The sequence below is a fragment of the Streptomyces sp. NPDC002845 genome, from assembly GCF_053591955.1.
In genome coordinates this window covers 168,159-183,564 of the sequence record NZ_JBSFUU010000001.1, presented here as the reverse complement: position 1 = coordinate 183,564, position 15,406 = coordinate 168,159, and the positions used below count along the sequence as shown (strand labels likewise).

Here is a 15,406-nt window from a genome sequence, read left to right as displayed (position 1 = left end):
TGGGGAGGGCGGTGGGACTTCCGTACCGACGCCATGTACGTTCTCGATCGTGTCCGCCTCCAAGAAGACCGCCAGGCGATCCCTGCTGGTCACTTCCGCCACCTTTTTGTCACTGTCGCTGACGGCCGCCCCGGTGCTCGCCGCCTCGCCCTCGCCGAGCGCGCCACCGAGCGCCTCGCCGTCCGCCACACCCCCGGCGAACATGTCCATCGTCGGCGGTGAGCGGCTCGGTATGCCCGGGACGCAGGTGAACCTCGGCAGCGACGCGCCCGTGCTGCCCAAGGACCTCAGCGCGCGCTCGTGGATCGTCGCCGACGCCGAGTCGGGCGATGTGCTGGCCGCGCACAACGCGCACTGGCGGCTGGCTCCGGCGAGCACGCTGAAGATGCTGTTCGCCGACACGCTGCTGCCGAAGTTCAACAGGGACGAGGAACACAAGGTCGTCCCCTCCGACCTGGCGGGCATCGGCTCCGGCTCCAGCCTGGTCGGCATCAAGGAGAACGAGACGTACACGGTCCACGATCTGTGGCTCGGCGTCTTCCTTCGCTCCGGCAACGACGCCGTGCACGTCCTGTCCGCGATGAACGACGGCATCAAACAGACGGTCGAGGACATGAACGCGCACGCCGAGGAGCTCCAGGCCCTCGACACCCACGCCGTCAGCCCGGACGGCTACGACGCCAAGGGGCAGGTGTCATCGGCGTACGACCTCACGCTGATCGCCCGCTCCGGTCTGCAGAAGAAGGACTTCCGCGAGTACTGCTCGACCGTGCGCGCCAAGTTCCCGGGCGAGACCAAGAAGGGCAAGAACGGCAAGACGACGCGTACGTCCTTCGAGATCCAGAACACCAACCGGCTCCTGACCGGTGACTACGACATAGACGTCTACCAGGGCATCGCGGGTGTGAAGAACGGCAACACCACCAACGCGGGCGCCACCTTCACCGGCGTCGCCGAGCGCGACGGCAAGGTGCTGCTCGTCACCGTGATGAACCCGGAGAAGAACAAGCACAACGAGGTCTACCAGGAGACCGCCCGCCTCTTCGACTGGGGCTTCAAGGCCGCCGACAAAGTCGAGCCGGTGGGTGAGCTGGTGCCGCCGAAGAGCGCACAGACCGAGGACACGGGGGACACCGGAGACGCCGGAGACGCCGAGGCCGGTGCCCAGCCCGGGGCCACGGCGTCCGCCTCGGCCGCCGAGGCGGGAGGGGACGGGGGCGAGCCCGTCGCCGCGGCGGCGCCCGCGGGCGGGTCGAGCGGCATCGGGGCCGCGCTGGGGATCATCGGGGGCGTGCTGGTGCTGGTCGCGGCCGGGGTGTTCCTGGTCAACCGCCGGTGGCCGCTGCCGGAGCTGATGCGTCGGCGTCGGTGACCTCCGGGGCCTCCTCCTTGCTCGGCGTCGCCGTCCAGGCCGCGCAGAACAGCAGCAGCTTCGCAGTGAAGTTGATCCACAGCAGCAGCGCGATGGGGACGCCGAACGCGCCGTACATGCTCCTCGCGGCGACGCCCTGCATATAGCCGCTGAGCAGCAGCTTGAGCAGTTCGAAGCCGGCCGCTCCGATCAGGGCCGCGACGACCAGACGGCGGCGCGGCGGCTGGACGCCGGGCAGCAGCGTCAGGACGTACAGCAGGAGCAGGAAGGCCGCGAGGACGGCGATGGCGAAGGCGGTGGCCCGGAGCAGCGCGCCGCCCCAGCCGCCCCGGTCCACGCCCAGTTGGTCGGCGACCCAGCCCACCGCCGACGAGGCGATGGCGGAGGCGGCGAGGGAGAAGAGCACCGCGCCGCCGAGGCCGAAGAGGACGCCCGCGTCCTTGGCCTTGCCCAGGACGGGGTTCTCCTCGGGGTCCGGCTTCTCCCACACCGCGCGCAGACAGCCGCGCATCTCGCCGACCCAGCCGATGCCGGTGAACAGCAGCACCGCGCCCGCGATGATCCCGACCGTACCGGCGTTGTCGACCAGGGCGCCGATGTCGAGCTGGTCGGAGATGCCCGGCACCTGCTCGGCGATCTTGTCCTGCAGCTCCCGCTGCCGGTCCTCCCCGAGGGTCGCGGCGGCCACCGCGGCGGCCACGGTCAGCAGCGGGAACAGCGCCAGGAAGCTGATGAAGGTCATCGCCGCCGCCAGCCGCGTCCACTTCACCCGCTGCAGCCGCTCGTACGACCGCCACGCGTGCGTGGCCATCAGCCACTCGACCAGCGGGCCGACAACCGGGAGCTTTTTCAGCCAGTCCATGCCTGTCCAAGTACCCCATGTGCGCGGAACGGTGGCACACGCCACGCCGGATTCCGCGCGCGGCCACAATGAGGGGGCTGCTGAGGGTGGCTGATGAGGGGGTTGACGAGGAGGTTGACGAGGAGGGCTGATGAGGGGGCCGGGGCGAGGTCCTTCAGCGTGTCGGCAGGCCGCCGCTGTCCCGGTGTCCCGCCGGGGTGCCGGCCTGCGGCGGCACGACCGGGCCGCCGAAACCGAACTCCTTCAGCCGACGCCAGACTCCGTCCGCGCCCTGCTCATAGAGCGCGAACCCGGCGCAGGACCACCCGGCCTCGTACTCGGACAGCTCCTCGTACGCCCGGTCCATCGCCTCCTCGGCGATGCCGTGCGCCACCGTGACGTGCGGGTGGTACGGGAAGGCGAGCTCGCGCGCCACCGGCCCCGACGCGTCCCGGACCTGCTTCTGCAGCCATGTGCAGGCCTCGGCCCCTTCGACGACCTGCACGAACACAACGGGCGACAGCGGGCGGAAGGTTCCCGTGCCGGACAGCCGCATCGGGAAGGGACGCCCGGCGGCCGCGACCTCCATGAGGTGCGCCTCGATCGCGGGCAGCTCCGAGTCGTCGACCTCCGTCGGCGGCAGCAGTGTGACGTGGGTGGGGATGCCGGAAGCCGCGGGGTCACCGAAGCCCACTCGCCGCTCCTGGAGCAGGCTGCCGTGAGGCTCCGGGACCGCGATCGACACACCGATCGTTACGGTCCCCACGTCGTCTCCTGTCGTCGTTCCGGTGTTTCTCTTGGCGGTCTTGGCGGCGTCTTGGCGGTCTTGTCGGGCAGGGGTGGCCGCTGGTGCGGCATTCGTTCGGCTATCGACTGTACGGCCACGGAGGTGCTTCCGGGCAGGCGCAGGCGTAGTGATGTGCGGCGCGTGGCGCCGTGGTATGGGCTCAGTGTTTGGCGGGCAGGAAGCCCACCCTCTCGTAGGTCCGGGAAAGTGTCTCCGCAGCGACCGCGCGCGCCTTCTCTGCGCCCTTGGCAAGGATCGAGTCGAGGGTCTCGGGGTCGTCCAGGTACTGCTGGGTGCGATCCCGGAACGGCGTCACGAAGTCGACCATGACCTCGGCGAGGTCCGTCTTCAGCGCGCCGTACCCCTTGCCCTCGTACTTCTGTTCCAGCTCCGCGATGCGCGCCCCCGTGAGGGTCGAGTAGATGGTGAGCAGGTTACTGACGCCGGGCTTCTTCTCGGCGTCGTAGCGGATGACGGTGTCGGTGTCGGTGACCGCGCTCTTGACCTTCTTGGCGGTGGCCTTCGGCTCGTCGAGGAGGTTGATCAACCCCTTCGGGGTTGATGCCGACTTGCTCATCTTGGTCGCCGGGTCCTGAAGATCGAAGATCTTCGCCGTCTCCTTGAGGATGTACGGCTTCGGCACGGTGAACGTCTCCCCGAAGCGGCCGTTGAACCGCTCGGCGAGGTCGCGGGTGAGTTCGATGTGCTGGCGCTGGTCCTCGCCGACCGGGACCTCGTTCGCCTGGTAGAGGAGGATGTCCGCGACCTGGAGGATCGGGTACGTGAAGAGGCCGACGCTCGCCCGGTCGGCGCCCTGCTTGGCGGACTTGTCCTTGAACTGCGTCATGCGGGAGGCCTCGCCGAAGCCGGTGAGGCAGTTCATGACCCAGGCGAGCTGGGCGTGCTCGGGGACATGGCTCTGGACGAAGAGCGTGCAGCGCTCCGGGTCGAGACCGGCGGCGAGCAGCTGGGCGGCGGCGAGCCGGGTGTTGGCGCGCAGGTCCGCCGGGTCCTGCGGAATGGTGATCGCGTGCAGGTCGACGACCATGTAGAACGCGTCGTGGGTCTCCTGCAGAGCCACCCACTGGCGAACGGCGCCGAGGTAGTTGCCGAGGTGGAACGAGCCTGCGGTGGGCTGGATTCCGGAGAGCACGCGGGGACGGTCCACGCGGGGACGTTCAGAGGCCATGCTCATCATTCTCTCAGGTGTCGGGGCCCGTTCCGGAACTGACTGGAAACAGATGTGACACAGGGGGGAACCGATTGACCTCCGGCGGTGTAGCACATACGTGAGAACGCGGGAGGGGAGCCGCATCGTCGATGAGGCCGCGGTGATCGCACGCGTACGCGCCGGGGAGCCGGAGGCGTACGCGGAGCTGGTGCGCGCCCACACGGGCATCGCGCTCAGGGCGGCCCGGGCACTCGGGGCGGGCGCTGACGCGGAGGACGTGGTGCAGCAGGCCTTCCTCAAGGCGTACTGCACCCTGGGCCGTTTCCGCGACGGCGCGTCGTTTCGGCCGTGGCTGCTGTCGATCGTGGCCAATGAGACGAGGAACACAGTGCGGGCGGCGGGCCGGAGGCGTTCACTGGCCGACCGCGAGGCGGCTCTGACGGAGGCGGAGCCACTGATACCGGAGTCGGCGGACCCGGCGGTCGCCGCCCTGGAAAGAGAGCGCCGCGTGGCCCTGCTCGGTGCCCTGGAGAGGCTCAGCGAGGAGCATCGGCTCGTCGTCACCTACCGCTATCTCCTGGACATGGACGAGCCGGAGACCGCCCAGGCCCTGGGCTGGCCACGCGGCACGGTGAAGTCCCGACTGAGCCGGGCGCTGCGCAAGCTGGGCCGGCTGCTGCCGGAGTTCGAGTCGAAGACCACGACCAGGAGCACGATCAAGAGCACGATCAAGGCCAAGGAGCCTTTGGAGCTGAGGGGAGGAGGTGACGAGGGTGAGTGAGTGGCACGGGAAGTACGGGGAGTACGGGAAGTACGGCGAGGGGGACGGCGAGTTGTCCGGCGAGGTACCTGACGAGGGCTCTGGCAAGGGTTCCGGCGAGGTGTCCGGCGGCGCGGGTGCGGGTGCGGGTGCCGGTGCGGGTGCGGGTGCCGGTGCCCGGCTTCCCGAGGAGTTGAGGGCGCTCGGGAGGTCGCTGGACCGGCCGCCGGGGGCCGACGAGGACGAGACGATGGTCGAGCGTGTCCTGCAACGGATACTCGACGAGCACATGCCGGTCCCGGTGGCCGAACCGCCGGGTCCCGGCGAGCGGTTGCGCGAGATGCGCGGCTGGGCGCGGAGGCGCTGGCGCGCGCTGACGGCCACGCTGTGCGGCCTGCTCACCGTCCTCGTCCTCACCCCTCCGGTGCGGGCCGCGGTCGCCGACTGGTTCGGCTTCGGCGGGGTCGAGGTGCGGTACGACCCGTCGGCGGTGCCGTCGGACGAAGCGTCGGTGCCGGACTGCGACACCCCGGTCTCCCTCCCGGAGGCCGAGCGCCGGGCCGGCTTCACACCCCGCGTGCCGGAGGCACTGGGCACCCCGGACGCGGTAACCGTGACCCGCGAGCCCCAGAACCGCTTCCTGATCAGCCTGTGCTGGCACGAGCAGGGCCGGACGATCCGACTCGACGAGTACCCGGCCCCGCTGGACATCGGCTTCATCAAGAGCGTGCAGACCAAGCAGGAGGTGGAGTGGGTGGACCTGCCCCAGGACGGCAACACCGGCGGCCCGACCAACCCGGCCCTGTGGTTCCCCAACCCCCACCTCCTGACCTTCTGGCTCGAAACCAAAACCGGTCCCCCATTCACCCCCTCCGCCCGCACCGCCGGCCCCACCCTCCTCTGGATGCACGCCGGTGAGCTGACCCTCCGCCTTGAGGGGGTGGCATCAAAGACACGAGCGGAGGAGATCGCGAGGTCTCTGGGGTGACGGGTGCAGAAACCTCTGGCCGGAGGGGTGGCTGGCCGGGGCCTACGGGTACTGGCCCGCGCTGGAAGACGCCGCGTGGGTCGGAAGGCGCCCGGCGTGGGCTGGAAGGGCTTAACGCAAAGCCGGAGGAGCTTGGGCGCGGGCTGGTGAGGTACGGCGCAGGCTCATCGGTGTCGGCGCTTCTCCAGGCCGGGGCCGCGCCCCGTCAGGGCCGAGGGGGCCGCGCCCCGTCAGGGTCGCGGGGAACTGCGCGACCAGCCACCCACAACCCGCACTCTCCCACAACCCACACCACCCACCACCCCGAGTCGCCCCACCACTCGCGCACACCCCACCCACCCCGGGCTCCCCCACCCCGCGCACTGCCCACCCCAGCCCTCAACGGGGTCCAGGGGGCAGCGAGCCCCCTGGCGGGGTCGAAGGGGCGGAGCCCCTGGGGACGGGACGGGTAGGGGCGGCGGGGGCGAGACAACATCCGTAAGACCCACCCCACACACGCCCCCAACCTCGGTTCCGGCGACCGCCAAAAGTCCTACAGCCGGATTGGGAACCCCGACGGCGCGAGCGGTGTACCAGGAATGACACAGCGGGTGCGGACAGACCGCACCAGGACAGACAGGGGGTGTCACATGCGCAGACTCCGCGAACTGGCCGCGCTGATCGGGGTATCGGTAACAGCTCTCGCCCTCGTCCTCCTGGGGGCGGCGCCCTCGACGGCGGGCGGCCCGACAAGCGTCCTACTGGCCTCACCCACGAGCGCACAGACAGCGTCGCTGTACACCACCGACAAGGAGTACAGCCTGTTACAGAATCTCCTCGGCACCCCCGGCGAGAGCCTGGACGTCGACGGCGACAACTTCGTCGGTGAGGAGCGGCCGCCAGAAAATCACGGCGACGCAGGACACATGATCAACGTCACATGGCTCATCCACGACGTCGAGCCCTGGCGCCACGACCAGGTGTACACGTCCGTGCCCAAGACCAAGACCATATGGATACTCACCACGACGAGCCCACGGGGCAACTCCAACGCCGTCTGGCACCAGGCGGAGCGCCCGGCGGAGCTGCGGGACCTGCTCACAGAGCTGGGCGTCATGGGCAGGAGTTCCGGAGACACGAGCGCCGGAACGGACGACGGAAACCTGTCAGGCAACGAGCCTGCTGCCGGATCCGCCGCCGGATCCGCAGACCAGGCTCAGGACCAGGGCCAACCGCCCGCCGAGGCGGCGACGGTACGGACCGACACCGGAACCGACTGGTGGTGGGGGATACCGCCCGCGCTCGCCTTCGGCGTAGCCCTCGGCTCGTGCGGCACCCTGCTGATACGCCGCGCGGCGACCCGGCACCAGCCTGGGCCGCCGCGGGAACCACGACAGGAGCTGCTCGACGTCTGAGCCGCCCGGAACCGGAACACGGAGAGGACACCGCCCACCGACACCGGGCCAGTCGCCAGAGACCGCACCGGACACCAGCCACCGCCCCCCGGCACCCGGTCTCAGCCCAGGTCGACCTCAGCCCAGGTCAACCTCCGGATACAGCGGAAAGCCAGCCACAAGGTCGGTCGCGCGACGGGAGATCTCGTCGGCGACCTTCGGCTCCAGGATGTGCTGGGCCTTGGACGGGGCACCCTTGCTGGTCGTGCCGGGTTCGGTGATGGCGAGGACGCGGTCGATCAGGCCCGCGACCTCGTCCATCTCGCCGGTGCCCAGGCCACGCGTGGTCAGGGCCGGGGTCCCGATACGGATACCGGAGGTGTACCAGGCACCGTTCGGGTCGGCGGGAATGGCGTTGCGGTTGGTGACAATGCCCGACTCCAGCAGAGCGGACTCGGCCTGGCGGCCGGTGAGCCCGTAGGAGGAGGCCACGTCGATCAGGTTCAGGTGGTTGTCGGTACCGCCGGTCACGAGGGTGGCGCCCCGGCGCATCAGCCCCTCGGCCAGGGCGCGGGCGTTGTCGACGACGGCCTGGGCGTAGTCGCGGAACTCGGGGCGGCGGGCCTCGGCAAGGGCGACCGCCTTGGCGGCCATGACGTGCGGGAGCGGGCCGCCGAGGACCATCGGGCAGCCCCGGTCGACCTGATCCTTGAGCGAGTCGTCGCACAGCACCATGCCTCCGCGCGGGCCGCGCAGCGACTTGTGGGTCGTGGTCGTCACGATCTGGGCGTGCGGAACGGGATCGAAGTCACCGGTGAGCACCTTGCCCGCGACCAGGCCCGCGAAGTGGGCCATGTCCACCATCAGCGTCGCCCCGACCTCGTCGGCGATCTCCCGCATGATCCGGAAGTTCACCAGACGGGGGTAGGCGGAGTATCCGGCCACGATGATCAGCGGCTTGAACTCGCGGGCCGAGGCTCGCAGCGCCTCGTAGTCGATCAGGCCGGTGGCGGGATCGGTGCCATAGGAGCGCTGGTCGAACATCTTGCCGGAGATGTTCGGGCGGAAGCCATGGGTGAGGTGGCCGCCGGCGTCCAGGGACATGCCGAGCATGCGCTGGTTGCCGAAGGCCCGGCGCAGCTCGGCCCAGTCGGCCTCGGACAGGTCGTTGACGTTGCGGACGCCGGCCTTCGCCAGGGCCGGGGCCTCGACCCGGTCCGCGAGGACGGCCCAGAAGGCGACGAGGTTGGCGTCGATGCCGGAGTGCGGCTGGACATAGGCGTGGCGGGCGCCGAAGAGTTCACGGGCGTGCTCGGCGGCCAGGGACTCGACGGTGTCGACATTGCGGCAGCCGGCATAGAAGCGGCGGCCGATGGTGCCCTCGGCGTACTTGTCGCTGAACCAGTTCCCCATGGCCAGGAGCGTGGCCGGGGAGGCGTAGTTCTCGGAGGCGATCAGCTTGAGCATCTCGCGCTGGTCGGCAACCTCCTGCCCGATGGCATCGGCGACCCGCGGCTCCACGGCCCGGATCACATCGAGGGCGCTACGGAAGGCGGTGGATTCGGTGGAGAGGTGCTGCTCGGACAAGTCGGCCTCCGGACGGCGTGGCGTTCAGCGTTCACGGTTCGGCCCAGGCGCACGGCACACATTCGCGTTCCGAGCCGCTCCCCGATGGTCGGTCCCATCCCAGCGCGCCAGTCACGGCCCGCTGGTCAGCCTACCGGGCGAGCCGATGGGCGGTATGCCCGCGTCCACCATGCGAGCGATGACCGGAGGAGGGCAGGAAGACAGCAGAAAGACGACAGGAAGACGGCAGGAGGCCGAGGCAATGGATCGCTGGATCACGGGATCGCTGGATCACGGGATCATCACTGGATCAGGTGCGGCAGGAAACGCGCGTACTCGTCCGTGACCAGCCCCGCCGACTCCCTGATCCCGAGGCCCGCCGACTCGTTCTCGACGACCCAGGCGCCGAGGACGACGCGGTTGCCGTCGAAGGACGGGAGGGGGGCCAACGCCTGGTAGCAGCAGGGCTCTTCCCGTACGACGGGGTCGGCGCCAGGTTCGTGGACGGTCACGCCCGCGCCCTCACGGCCGAGGAGGGGCTTGGCGACATACCCCGGGCCGGAGGCCAGTTCGCGTGGTCCGTCGAGGTGGGCGGGGAGGAGGTTCGGGTGGCCCGGGTAGAGCTCCCAGAGGATCGCCAGCAGGGCCTTGTTGCTCAGCAGCATCTTCCAGGCGGGCTCGATCCACATCGTCGTCCCCGTGCCGCCGCCGTTGTCGAGGGTGGCGAGGACGTGCGGGGCGAAGCGGTCGGTGGTGAGCCACTCCCACGGGTACAGCTTGAAGATGCCCCGGATGAAGCGGAGCTTCCTGTCGACGAAGCGGCCGGAGAGGCGGTCCCAGCCGATGTCCTCCATGGAGATCCAGTCGGTGTCGAGACCGGCCTGTTCGGCGGTCTCCTTCAGATAGGCGACCGTCATCAGGTCCTCGCCGAGTTCGTCGCCGGCGGAGTGCGCGAAGTAGAGCGGGCTGCCGGGAGGGAGGAGGGCCGCCTGCTTCTTCCAGGCGTCGACGAGGCGTTCGTGGAGGGAGTTCCACTGGTCGGCGCCCGGGAAGCGCTCCTCCATCCAGAACCACTGGGGGCTGGCCGCCTCCACGAGCGAGGTGGGGGTGTCGGCGTTGTATTCCAGCAGCTTGGCGGGGCCCGTGCCGTCGTACCGCAGATCGAACCGGCCGTAGACGGAGGGGAGTTCACTGCGGCGGTGCCAGGCCTCGGTGACCAGGCCGGCGAGGCGCGGGTCGGTGATGCCGAGGTCCGCGAGGCGGTCCTTCTCCACGATGTGCGCGGCCGCGGCCAGGCACATCGTGTGCAGTTCCTCGACGGTCGCCTCCAGCGCCTCGATCTCGGGGAGCGTGAAGACGTAGTACGCGCTCTCGTCCCAGTACGGGCGCAGGGAGCCGTCCGGATAACGGGTCAGGGGGTAGATGAGCCCCTGTTCCTCGACGGTCTGCTGCCAGCCGGGGCGGGGGTCGATGGTGCGGCGTTCCACGACGGCCTCCCTCCCGCTCAGCCGCCGCCGGAGCCCGAGCAGCCGAAGCCGTCGCGGTCGACGGCCTCGCTGCGGCTGAAGGTGCCGTAGTCGGCCCAGCGGCCGGTGACATCGGCGTCGTAGTACCAGTCGGCGTCGACCGTGCCGGTGCGGCTGCCGGTCCTGCGGTTCTTGCCGGCCGATGTCGAGGAGGAGCCGGACGTGCAGTTCTTGGCGGCGACGATCTTGTAGCCGTTGGCGAAGTCGTAGCTGTCGCGGTCCACGCAGCGGCGGTCCGGTTCGGAACCGCAGGAGGTGAGGGCCGCCGCGACGACGCCCATTCCCCCGAGTACGACCGTGCTCGACCGCAGCCGTCTGCGCCGCTCTGCCATGTGCTCTCCCCCGTCGGGCGTGTGAACCGGGCGGCGTACAACGACAACGACTGACGACCGTCCGGCTGATGACCGGCGCTCAGACTAGTGATCGACTGCGGCCCCTGCCCAACCGGCTCGGCTCTCCAGTGGCCCAGGGCCGGACAGACCCTGGGGCAGCGCCCTGCACAGCGCGTCCAGCGCGCCCGTCCACGCGTGGTCGGGTGGCGTCCCGTAGCCCACCACCAGAGCGTCCACCGGGTCGGCGGTCGCCTCGGCGTGGCGGTAGCGGGCGAAGCCGTGGACCGCGAGTTCCTGCCAGGCCACCGCCCGGACCACGGACGGCTCGGTGCCCGGCGGGAGGCGGAGGACCGCGTGGAGCCCGGCCGCGATACCGGTGACCCGGACCCCGGGCGCGCGGGCGGCCAGGGCCGAGACCAGGGTGTCGCGGCGGCGTCGGTAGCGAAGGCGCGAGGCACGGACATGACGGTCGTACGCCCCCGAGGTGAGGAACTCCGCCAGGGTCAGCTGGTCCAGCACCCCGCACGACCAGTCGGTCCGGCCCTTCGCCGCCACCACCTCCGGCGCGAGCGACTGCGGCAGCACCAGCCAGCCCAGCCGCAGTCCCGGGGCGAGGGACTTGCTCGCGGTGCCCAGGTGGACGACACGGTCGGGGTCGAGGCCCTGGAGCGCGCCGACCTGCTGGCGGTCGTAGCGGAACTCGCCGTCGTAGTCGTCCTCCAGGATCAGCCCACCGGTCCGGCGCGCCCAGTCGACGACGGCGGCCCGGCGGTCGGGGTGCAGCGGGACGCCCATCGGGAACTGGTGTGCGGGGGTGAGGAGTACGGCCGACAGGTCCGCCAACTCACCCGTCCGTGTGCCGAGTTCGTCGAACGGCAGCGGGGTCGTGCGGAGTCCGGCCCGTTCCAGCAGGCCCCAGTGGACGTCCAGGCCGTACGACTCCACGGCGAGCGACCGCGCCCCGCGCTGCCGCAGCACCGCGCCGAGCAGCATCAGCCCGTGCGAGGAGCCCGAGACGATCACGATGCGGTCCGGGTCCGCCCGTACGCCCCGGGCGCGGGACAGATAGCCCGCGAGGGCCGTGCGCAGCTCGATCCGGCCGCGCGGGTCGCCGTAACCGAGGGCGTCGGAGGGCGCGGAGGCCAGGGCCCGGCGGGCCGCCTTGAGCCACTCGGCGCGGGGGAAGGAGGCCAGGTCGGGGGTGCCGGGGATGAGGTCGTACGCCGGTCCGGGCACTTCCCGGCGCCGTGGGGCGGGCGTGGGCGTGGACTGCGGGACGGCCCGTTCGGCGACCCGGGTGCCCGAGCCCTGGCGGGCCGTCAGGCCAGCCCTCGGCGACAAGATCGGCGTACGCCTCGGCGACCGTGTTGCGGGCAATGCCCAGGTCGGCGGCGAGGGAGCGGGAGGAGGGGAGGAGGGTGCCGGGGGCGAGGCGGCCACCGCGGACGGCCTCGCACAGCGCGTCGGTCAGGCCGCGGCGCAGGCCTCGGCACAGGCCGGGACCGGACGGCTCCAGATGCAGGTCGACGCCGAAAGTGGCCCACGGTTTCGCCATGGAAATGGACCATACTCCTGGGCTGCTTCGCTCCTAGGATCGAGGGCATGACGACGACGGAGACGACGGAAGAGACCCGCGAGAAGACCGAGTACGCCTCCGAGCACACGCCCCGCCTCCCCTGGGCCAAGCACGCCCCGGAGGTCTACACGGCGATGATCAGGCTCGACGCGGCCTCCCGGCAGGGTGTCGACCCGAAGCTGTACGAGCTGGTGAAGATCCGTGCCTCGCAGATCAACCACTGTGCGTTCTGCCTCGACATGCACACCAAGCACGCGCTCGCGGCGGGCGAGAGCGTCGAGCGGATCGTCCAGCTCGGCGCGTGGGAGGAATCGCGGCACTTCTACACGGAGAAGGAGCTGGCCGCGCTGGCGCTGACGGAGGCGGTGACGGTCCTGACGGACGGCTTCGTACCGGACGAGGTGTACGAGGAGGCCGCCCGGCACTTCGAGGAGGCGGAGCTGGCCCAGCTGATCGCCGGGATCGCGGTGATCAACGCCTGGAACCGCTTCGGGGTGACCACCCGCATGGTGCCGGGCCACTACCAGCCGGGACAGCGCAAGTGACGGCCCGCGCGGCGGCTTCCGGTACGGCGGTTTCTGGTACGGCGGCGGCCCGTGCGGAGACTGCCCGTACGGCGACTTCCCGTACGGCGACTTCCCGTACGCCGACGGCCCGTACGCGACTGCTCGACCAGGCGGTCGGCCAAGCCATGTCCACGCTCAGCGCGGCCGCGAAGAAGGGCCTCGGCGACCCCGCCCTCGCCGAACTCGTCCAGATCCGCGCCTCCCAGCTCAACCACTGCGCGTTCTGCCTCGACATGCACCTCACGATCGCCCGCGAGCACGGCGTCGGCGAGCAGCAGCTCGGCCTCCTCGCCGCCTGGGAGGAGGCCGAGGACGTCTTCGACGAGCGCGAACGGGCCGCGCTCGCGCTGACGGAGGCGGTGACCGTGCTGACGGACGGCTTCGTACCGGACGAGGTGTACGAGCGGGCCGCCGAGTACTTCGACGCCGCCGGGCTCGCCCATCTCATCGGGCTGATCACCGCGATCAACAACTGGAACCGGTTGATGGTCAGCCGCCGGATTCCACCAGGGGGACATAAACCATGAGCAAGGTCGAAACGTTCCGCGCCCTCCACCTCGGCCGTGCGCCCGGCGATCCCCTCGTCCTGCCGGGCCCGTGGGACGCGGTCAGTGCGCGGGCGTTCGCGGAGGCCGGGTTCCCGGCGCTCGCCACGCCCAGCGCGGGGATCGCCGCCTCACTCGGGTACGAGGACGGCGAGACCCCGGCCGAGGAGATGTTCGCGGCCGTCGCGCGGATCATCCGGGCCGTGGACGTGCCCGTGTCGGCGGACGTCGAGGACGGGTACGGGCTGCCGCCCAGGGAGCTGGTCGAGCGGCTGTGGCAGGCGGGGGCGGTCGGCTGCAACCTGGAGGACTCCACGGACGGGACCCTCAAGGACCCCGCCCGGCACGCCGACTGGCTCGCCGAGGTGCGGTCGGCCGCGGGCGACGGTCTCTTCGTCAACGCGCGCGTCGATACGTTCGAGGCAGGGGTCACCGATCCCGAACGGGCCGTCGAGCGAGCCCTGTTGTACGTCGCCGCCGGCGCCGACTGCATGTATCCGATCGACGCCCCCGTGGACGTACTCCCCCTGCTGCGGGCGGAAATCCCGGGCCCGCTCAACGCCTACGCCCGCCCCGACGACGGCCCCTCACCCACCGAACTCGGCAAACGAGGGGCGACCCGGGTCACGTTCGGACCGGGCTTGCAGCGCAGCGCGACGGCCGCGCTGCGCGAAATCGCGGAGGGGCTGAAGTAACGGAGGGTGCAGCCGCGCTCCGTCAGGGGCGCGGGGCTGTGTCGATATGCGGCTCCGCCGCGTGGGCGCGACAAGCCACACACAACCCGCAGACCGCCAACAACCCACACCACCCCCCTACCGGGGGCCCGGGGCGCAGCCCCGATGGGGTCGAAGGGCGGAGCCCTTGGGGATGGGACGCCCGCCGCCTCGGCCTTGCCCGGCGGCTGCTCGGGGAGTTGGAGCGGGATGCCTCCGGACGCGGCTTCGGCGTCGTACGCCTGGACACCCACGCGTCGCTCGCCGAGGCGCAGGCGATGTACCGGGCGTGCGGGTACACCGAGATCCCGCGGTACGACGACAACACGTATCCCGCGTACTGGTTCGAGAAGCGGCTCGTACGCTGAGGGGGCGCCACAACTCGGCGCGCGGGTACGCGGAGAGGGAGCAGACAGACGTGAGTGAGGACCAGCGCCCGTCGGGCGGATCGGCGAGACTGAACACGAGCGTGGCGCACAACGCCCGCGTCTGGAACTACTGGATCGGCGGCAAGGACAACTACGAGGTCGACCAGAAGGTGGGCGAACACGTCGCCTCCATGTTCCCGGTGATCCGCGAAGTGGCCCGCGCGGACCGCGAGTTCCTCGGCCGCGCGGTGGGGTTCCTGGCCGCGGAGCGCGGGGTGCGGCAGTTCCTGGACATCGGCACGGGCCTGCCGACCATGGACAACACGCATGAGATAGCCCAGCGGATCGCGCCCGAGTCGCGGATCGTGTACGTCGACAACGACCCCATCGTGCTCATCCACGCCCGCACCCTGCTGACAGGCACCCCCGAGGGCACCACCGACTACATCCACGCCGATGCCCACGACCCGGACACCATCGTCGAACGAGCCGGTGCCACCCTCGACTTCGGACAGCCCGTCGCCGTCATGATGCTGGGCATCCTCAACTTCATACTCGACACCGCGCACGCGCGGGACGTCGTGCGCCGGGTCATGTCCGTGGTCCCGTCCGGCAGTTACCTCGTCCTGACGCACCCCACCCACGACGTCGCACTGGGCGGCGCGGGCCAGATCCCGGCCATGAAGTTCTGGAACGAGAACGCCACCCCGCCGATCACCGCCCGCGGCCGCGCCGAGATCGAGGCCTTCTTCGACGGCCTGGACCTCCTCCCGCCGGGCCTCGTCTCGTGCTCCCGGTGGCAGCCCGAGTCCGAGTCCGACTCCCCCGTCGTCCCGCAGTTCGGCGCCGTGGCCCTCAAGCCCTGACAGCTCCGACCTGGCCCACAACGTGCTGATCCCCGGGCGGCTGCGGCTGCCCGGGG

Annotated in this window: 14 protein-coding genes, 2 pseudogenes and 1 riboswitch; of the genes and pseudogenes, 9 read left to right on the top strand and 7 right to left on the bottom strand. The window is 70.8% G+C overall.

What is annotated here, in order from left to right; translation table 11 throughout:
* The first annotated feature begins 49 nt into the window (after nt 1-49).
* Entirely contained in the window at nt 50-1,372 is a 1,323-nt protein-coding gene (locus ACWD3C_RS00740; RefSeq protein WP_451138561.1) for a D-alanyl-D-alanine carboxypeptidase family protein, read from the top strand.
* Here the strand turns inward: ACWD3C_RS00740 and ACWD3C_RS00735 are convergent.
* From ACWD3C_RS00735 to trpS, 3 genes are all read right to left on the bottom strand, one after another.
* A complete protein-coding gene (locus ACWD3C_RS00735; protein WP_451138559.1) occupies nt 1,326-2,234 on the bottom strand; it encodes a YihY/virulence factor BrkB family protein in 909 nt (302 codons plus the stop codon). The genes ACWD3C_RS00740 and ACWD3C_RS00735 overlap by 47 nt on opposite strands.
* A 154-nt stretch (nt 2,235-2,388) precedes the next feature.
* Nucleotides 2,389-2,979 (bottom strand): 2'-5' RNA ligase family protein, encoded by a 591-nt coding sequence (locus tag ACWD3C_RS00730; RefSeq protein WP_451138557.1) that lies wholly within the window; start codon nt 2,977-2,979, stop codon nt 2,389-2,391.
* 181 nt (nt 2,980-3,160) lie between these two features.
* Nucleotides 3,161-4,198: a tryptophan--tRNA ligase gene (trpS, locus tag ACWD3C_RS00725; RefSeq protein ID WP_451138555.1), complete on the bottom strand. Its 1,038-nt coding sequence runs from the start codon at nt 4,196-4,198 to the stop codon at nt 3,161-3,163.
* A gap of 91 nt (nt 4,199-4,289) precedes the next feature.
* Here trpS and ACWD3C_RS00720 point away from each other — a divergent pair, with 91 nt between their 5' ends.
* From ACWD3C_RS00720 to ACWD3C_RS00710, 3 genes are all read left to right on the top strand, one after another.
* Nucleotides 4,290-4,952 (top strand): RNA polymerase sigma factor, encoded by a 663-nt coding sequence (locus tag ACWD3C_RS00720; protein ID WP_451138553.1) that lies wholly within the window; start codon nt 4,290-4,292, stop codon nt 4,950-4,952.
* Nucleotides 4,936-5,919 (top strand): hypothetical protein, encoded by a 984-nt coding sequence (locus tag ACWD3C_RS00715; protein ID WP_451138551.1) that lies wholly within the window; start codon nt 4,936-4,938, stop codon nt 5,917-5,919. Before ACWD3C_RS00720 ends, ACWD3C_RS00715 begins: the two co-directional genes overlap by 17 nt.
* Nucleotides 5,920-6,548: 629 nt before the next feature.
* Nucleotides 6,549-7,313, top strand: a complete 765-nt coding sequence (locus ACWD3C_RS00710) for a hypothetical protein (RefSeq protein WP_451138549.1) — start codon at nt 6,549-6,551, stop codon at nt 7,311-7,313.
* Nucleotides 7,314-7,430: 117 nt separating this feature from the next.
* On the opposite strand, the gene ACWD3C_RS00705 is transcribed toward ACWD3C_RS00710, so the two are convergent.
* From ACWD3C_RS00705 to pdxR, 4 genes and pseudogenes are all read right to left on the bottom strand, one after another.
* Nucleotides 7,431-8,879, bottom strand: a complete 1,449-nt coding sequence (locus tag ACWD3C_RS00705) for a glycine hydroxymethyltransferase (RefSeq protein WP_451138547.1) — start codon at nt 8,877-8,879, stop codon at nt 7,431-7,433.
* Between the two features lie 34 nt (nt 8,880-8,913).
* Nucleotides 8,914-9,004: riboswitch (ZMP/ZTP riboswitch) on the bottom strand.
* Nucleotides 9,005-9,160: 156 nt separating this feature from the next.
* On the bottom strand, nt 9,161-10,345 hold the full coding sequence (locus ACWD3C_RS00700; protein ID WP_451138545.1) for a glutathionylspermidine synthase family protein: 1,185 nt from the start codon (nt 10,343-10,345) through the stop codon (nt 9,161-9,163).
* 17 nt (nt 10,346-10,362) lie between these two features.
* A complete protein-coding gene (locus ACWD3C_RS00695; protein WP_451138543.1) occupies nt 10,363-10,716 on the bottom strand; it encodes a hypothetical protein in 354 nt (117 codons plus the stop codon).
* Between the two features lie 84 nt (nt 10,717-10,800).
* A pseudogene (gene pdxR / locus ACWD3C_RS00690) lies at nt 10,801-12,271 on the bottom strand (MocR-like pyridoxine biosynthesis transcription factor PdxR).
* Nucleotides 12,272-12,318: 47 nt separating this feature from the next.
* Between pdxR and ACWD3C_RS00685 the strand changes: the two are divergent.
* The 5 genes and pseudogenes from ACWD3C_RS00685 to ACWD3C_RS00665 all read left to right on the top strand — a co-directional run bounded on the left by ACWD3C_RS00685 (nt 12,319) and on the right by ACWD3C_RS00665 (nt 15,350).
* A complete protein-coding gene (locus ACWD3C_RS00685) occupies nt 12,319-12,837 on the top strand; it encodes a carboxymuconolactone decarboxylase family protein (RefSeq protein WP_451138541.1) in 519 nt (172 codons plus the stop codon).
* Nucleotides 12,838-12,983: 146 nt separating this feature from the next.
* Complete coding sequence (locus tag ACWD3C_RS00680; RefSeq protein WP_451138754.1) at nt 12,984-13,385, top strand: carboxymuconolactone decarboxylase family protein; 402 nt, start codon at nt 12,984-12,986, stop codon at nt 13,383-13,385.
* A complete protein-coding gene (locus ACWD3C_RS00675; protein ID WP_451138539.1) occupies nt 13,382-14,098 on the top strand; it encodes an isocitrate lyase/PEP mutase family protein in 717 nt (238 codons plus the stop codon). The genes ACWD3C_RS00680 and ACWD3C_RS00675 overlap by 4 nt, the downstream gene beginning before the upstream one ends.
* A gap of 176 nt (nt 14,099-14,274) precedes the next feature.
* A pseudogene (locus ACWD3C_RS00670) lies at nt 14,275-14,484 on the top strand (GNAT family N-acetyltransferase); the annotation flags it as partial.
* A 50-nt stretch (nt 14,485-14,534) separates the two neighbouring features.
* The gene (locus ACWD3C_RS00665; RefSeq protein WP_451138537.1) at nt 14,535-15,350 is read left to right on the top strand and encodes an SAM-dependent methyltransferase; all 816 of its coding nucleotides are present in this window, start codon (nt 14,535-14,537) and stop codon (nt 15,348-15,350) included.
* Nucleotides 15,351-15,406 lie beyond the last annotated feature (56 nt).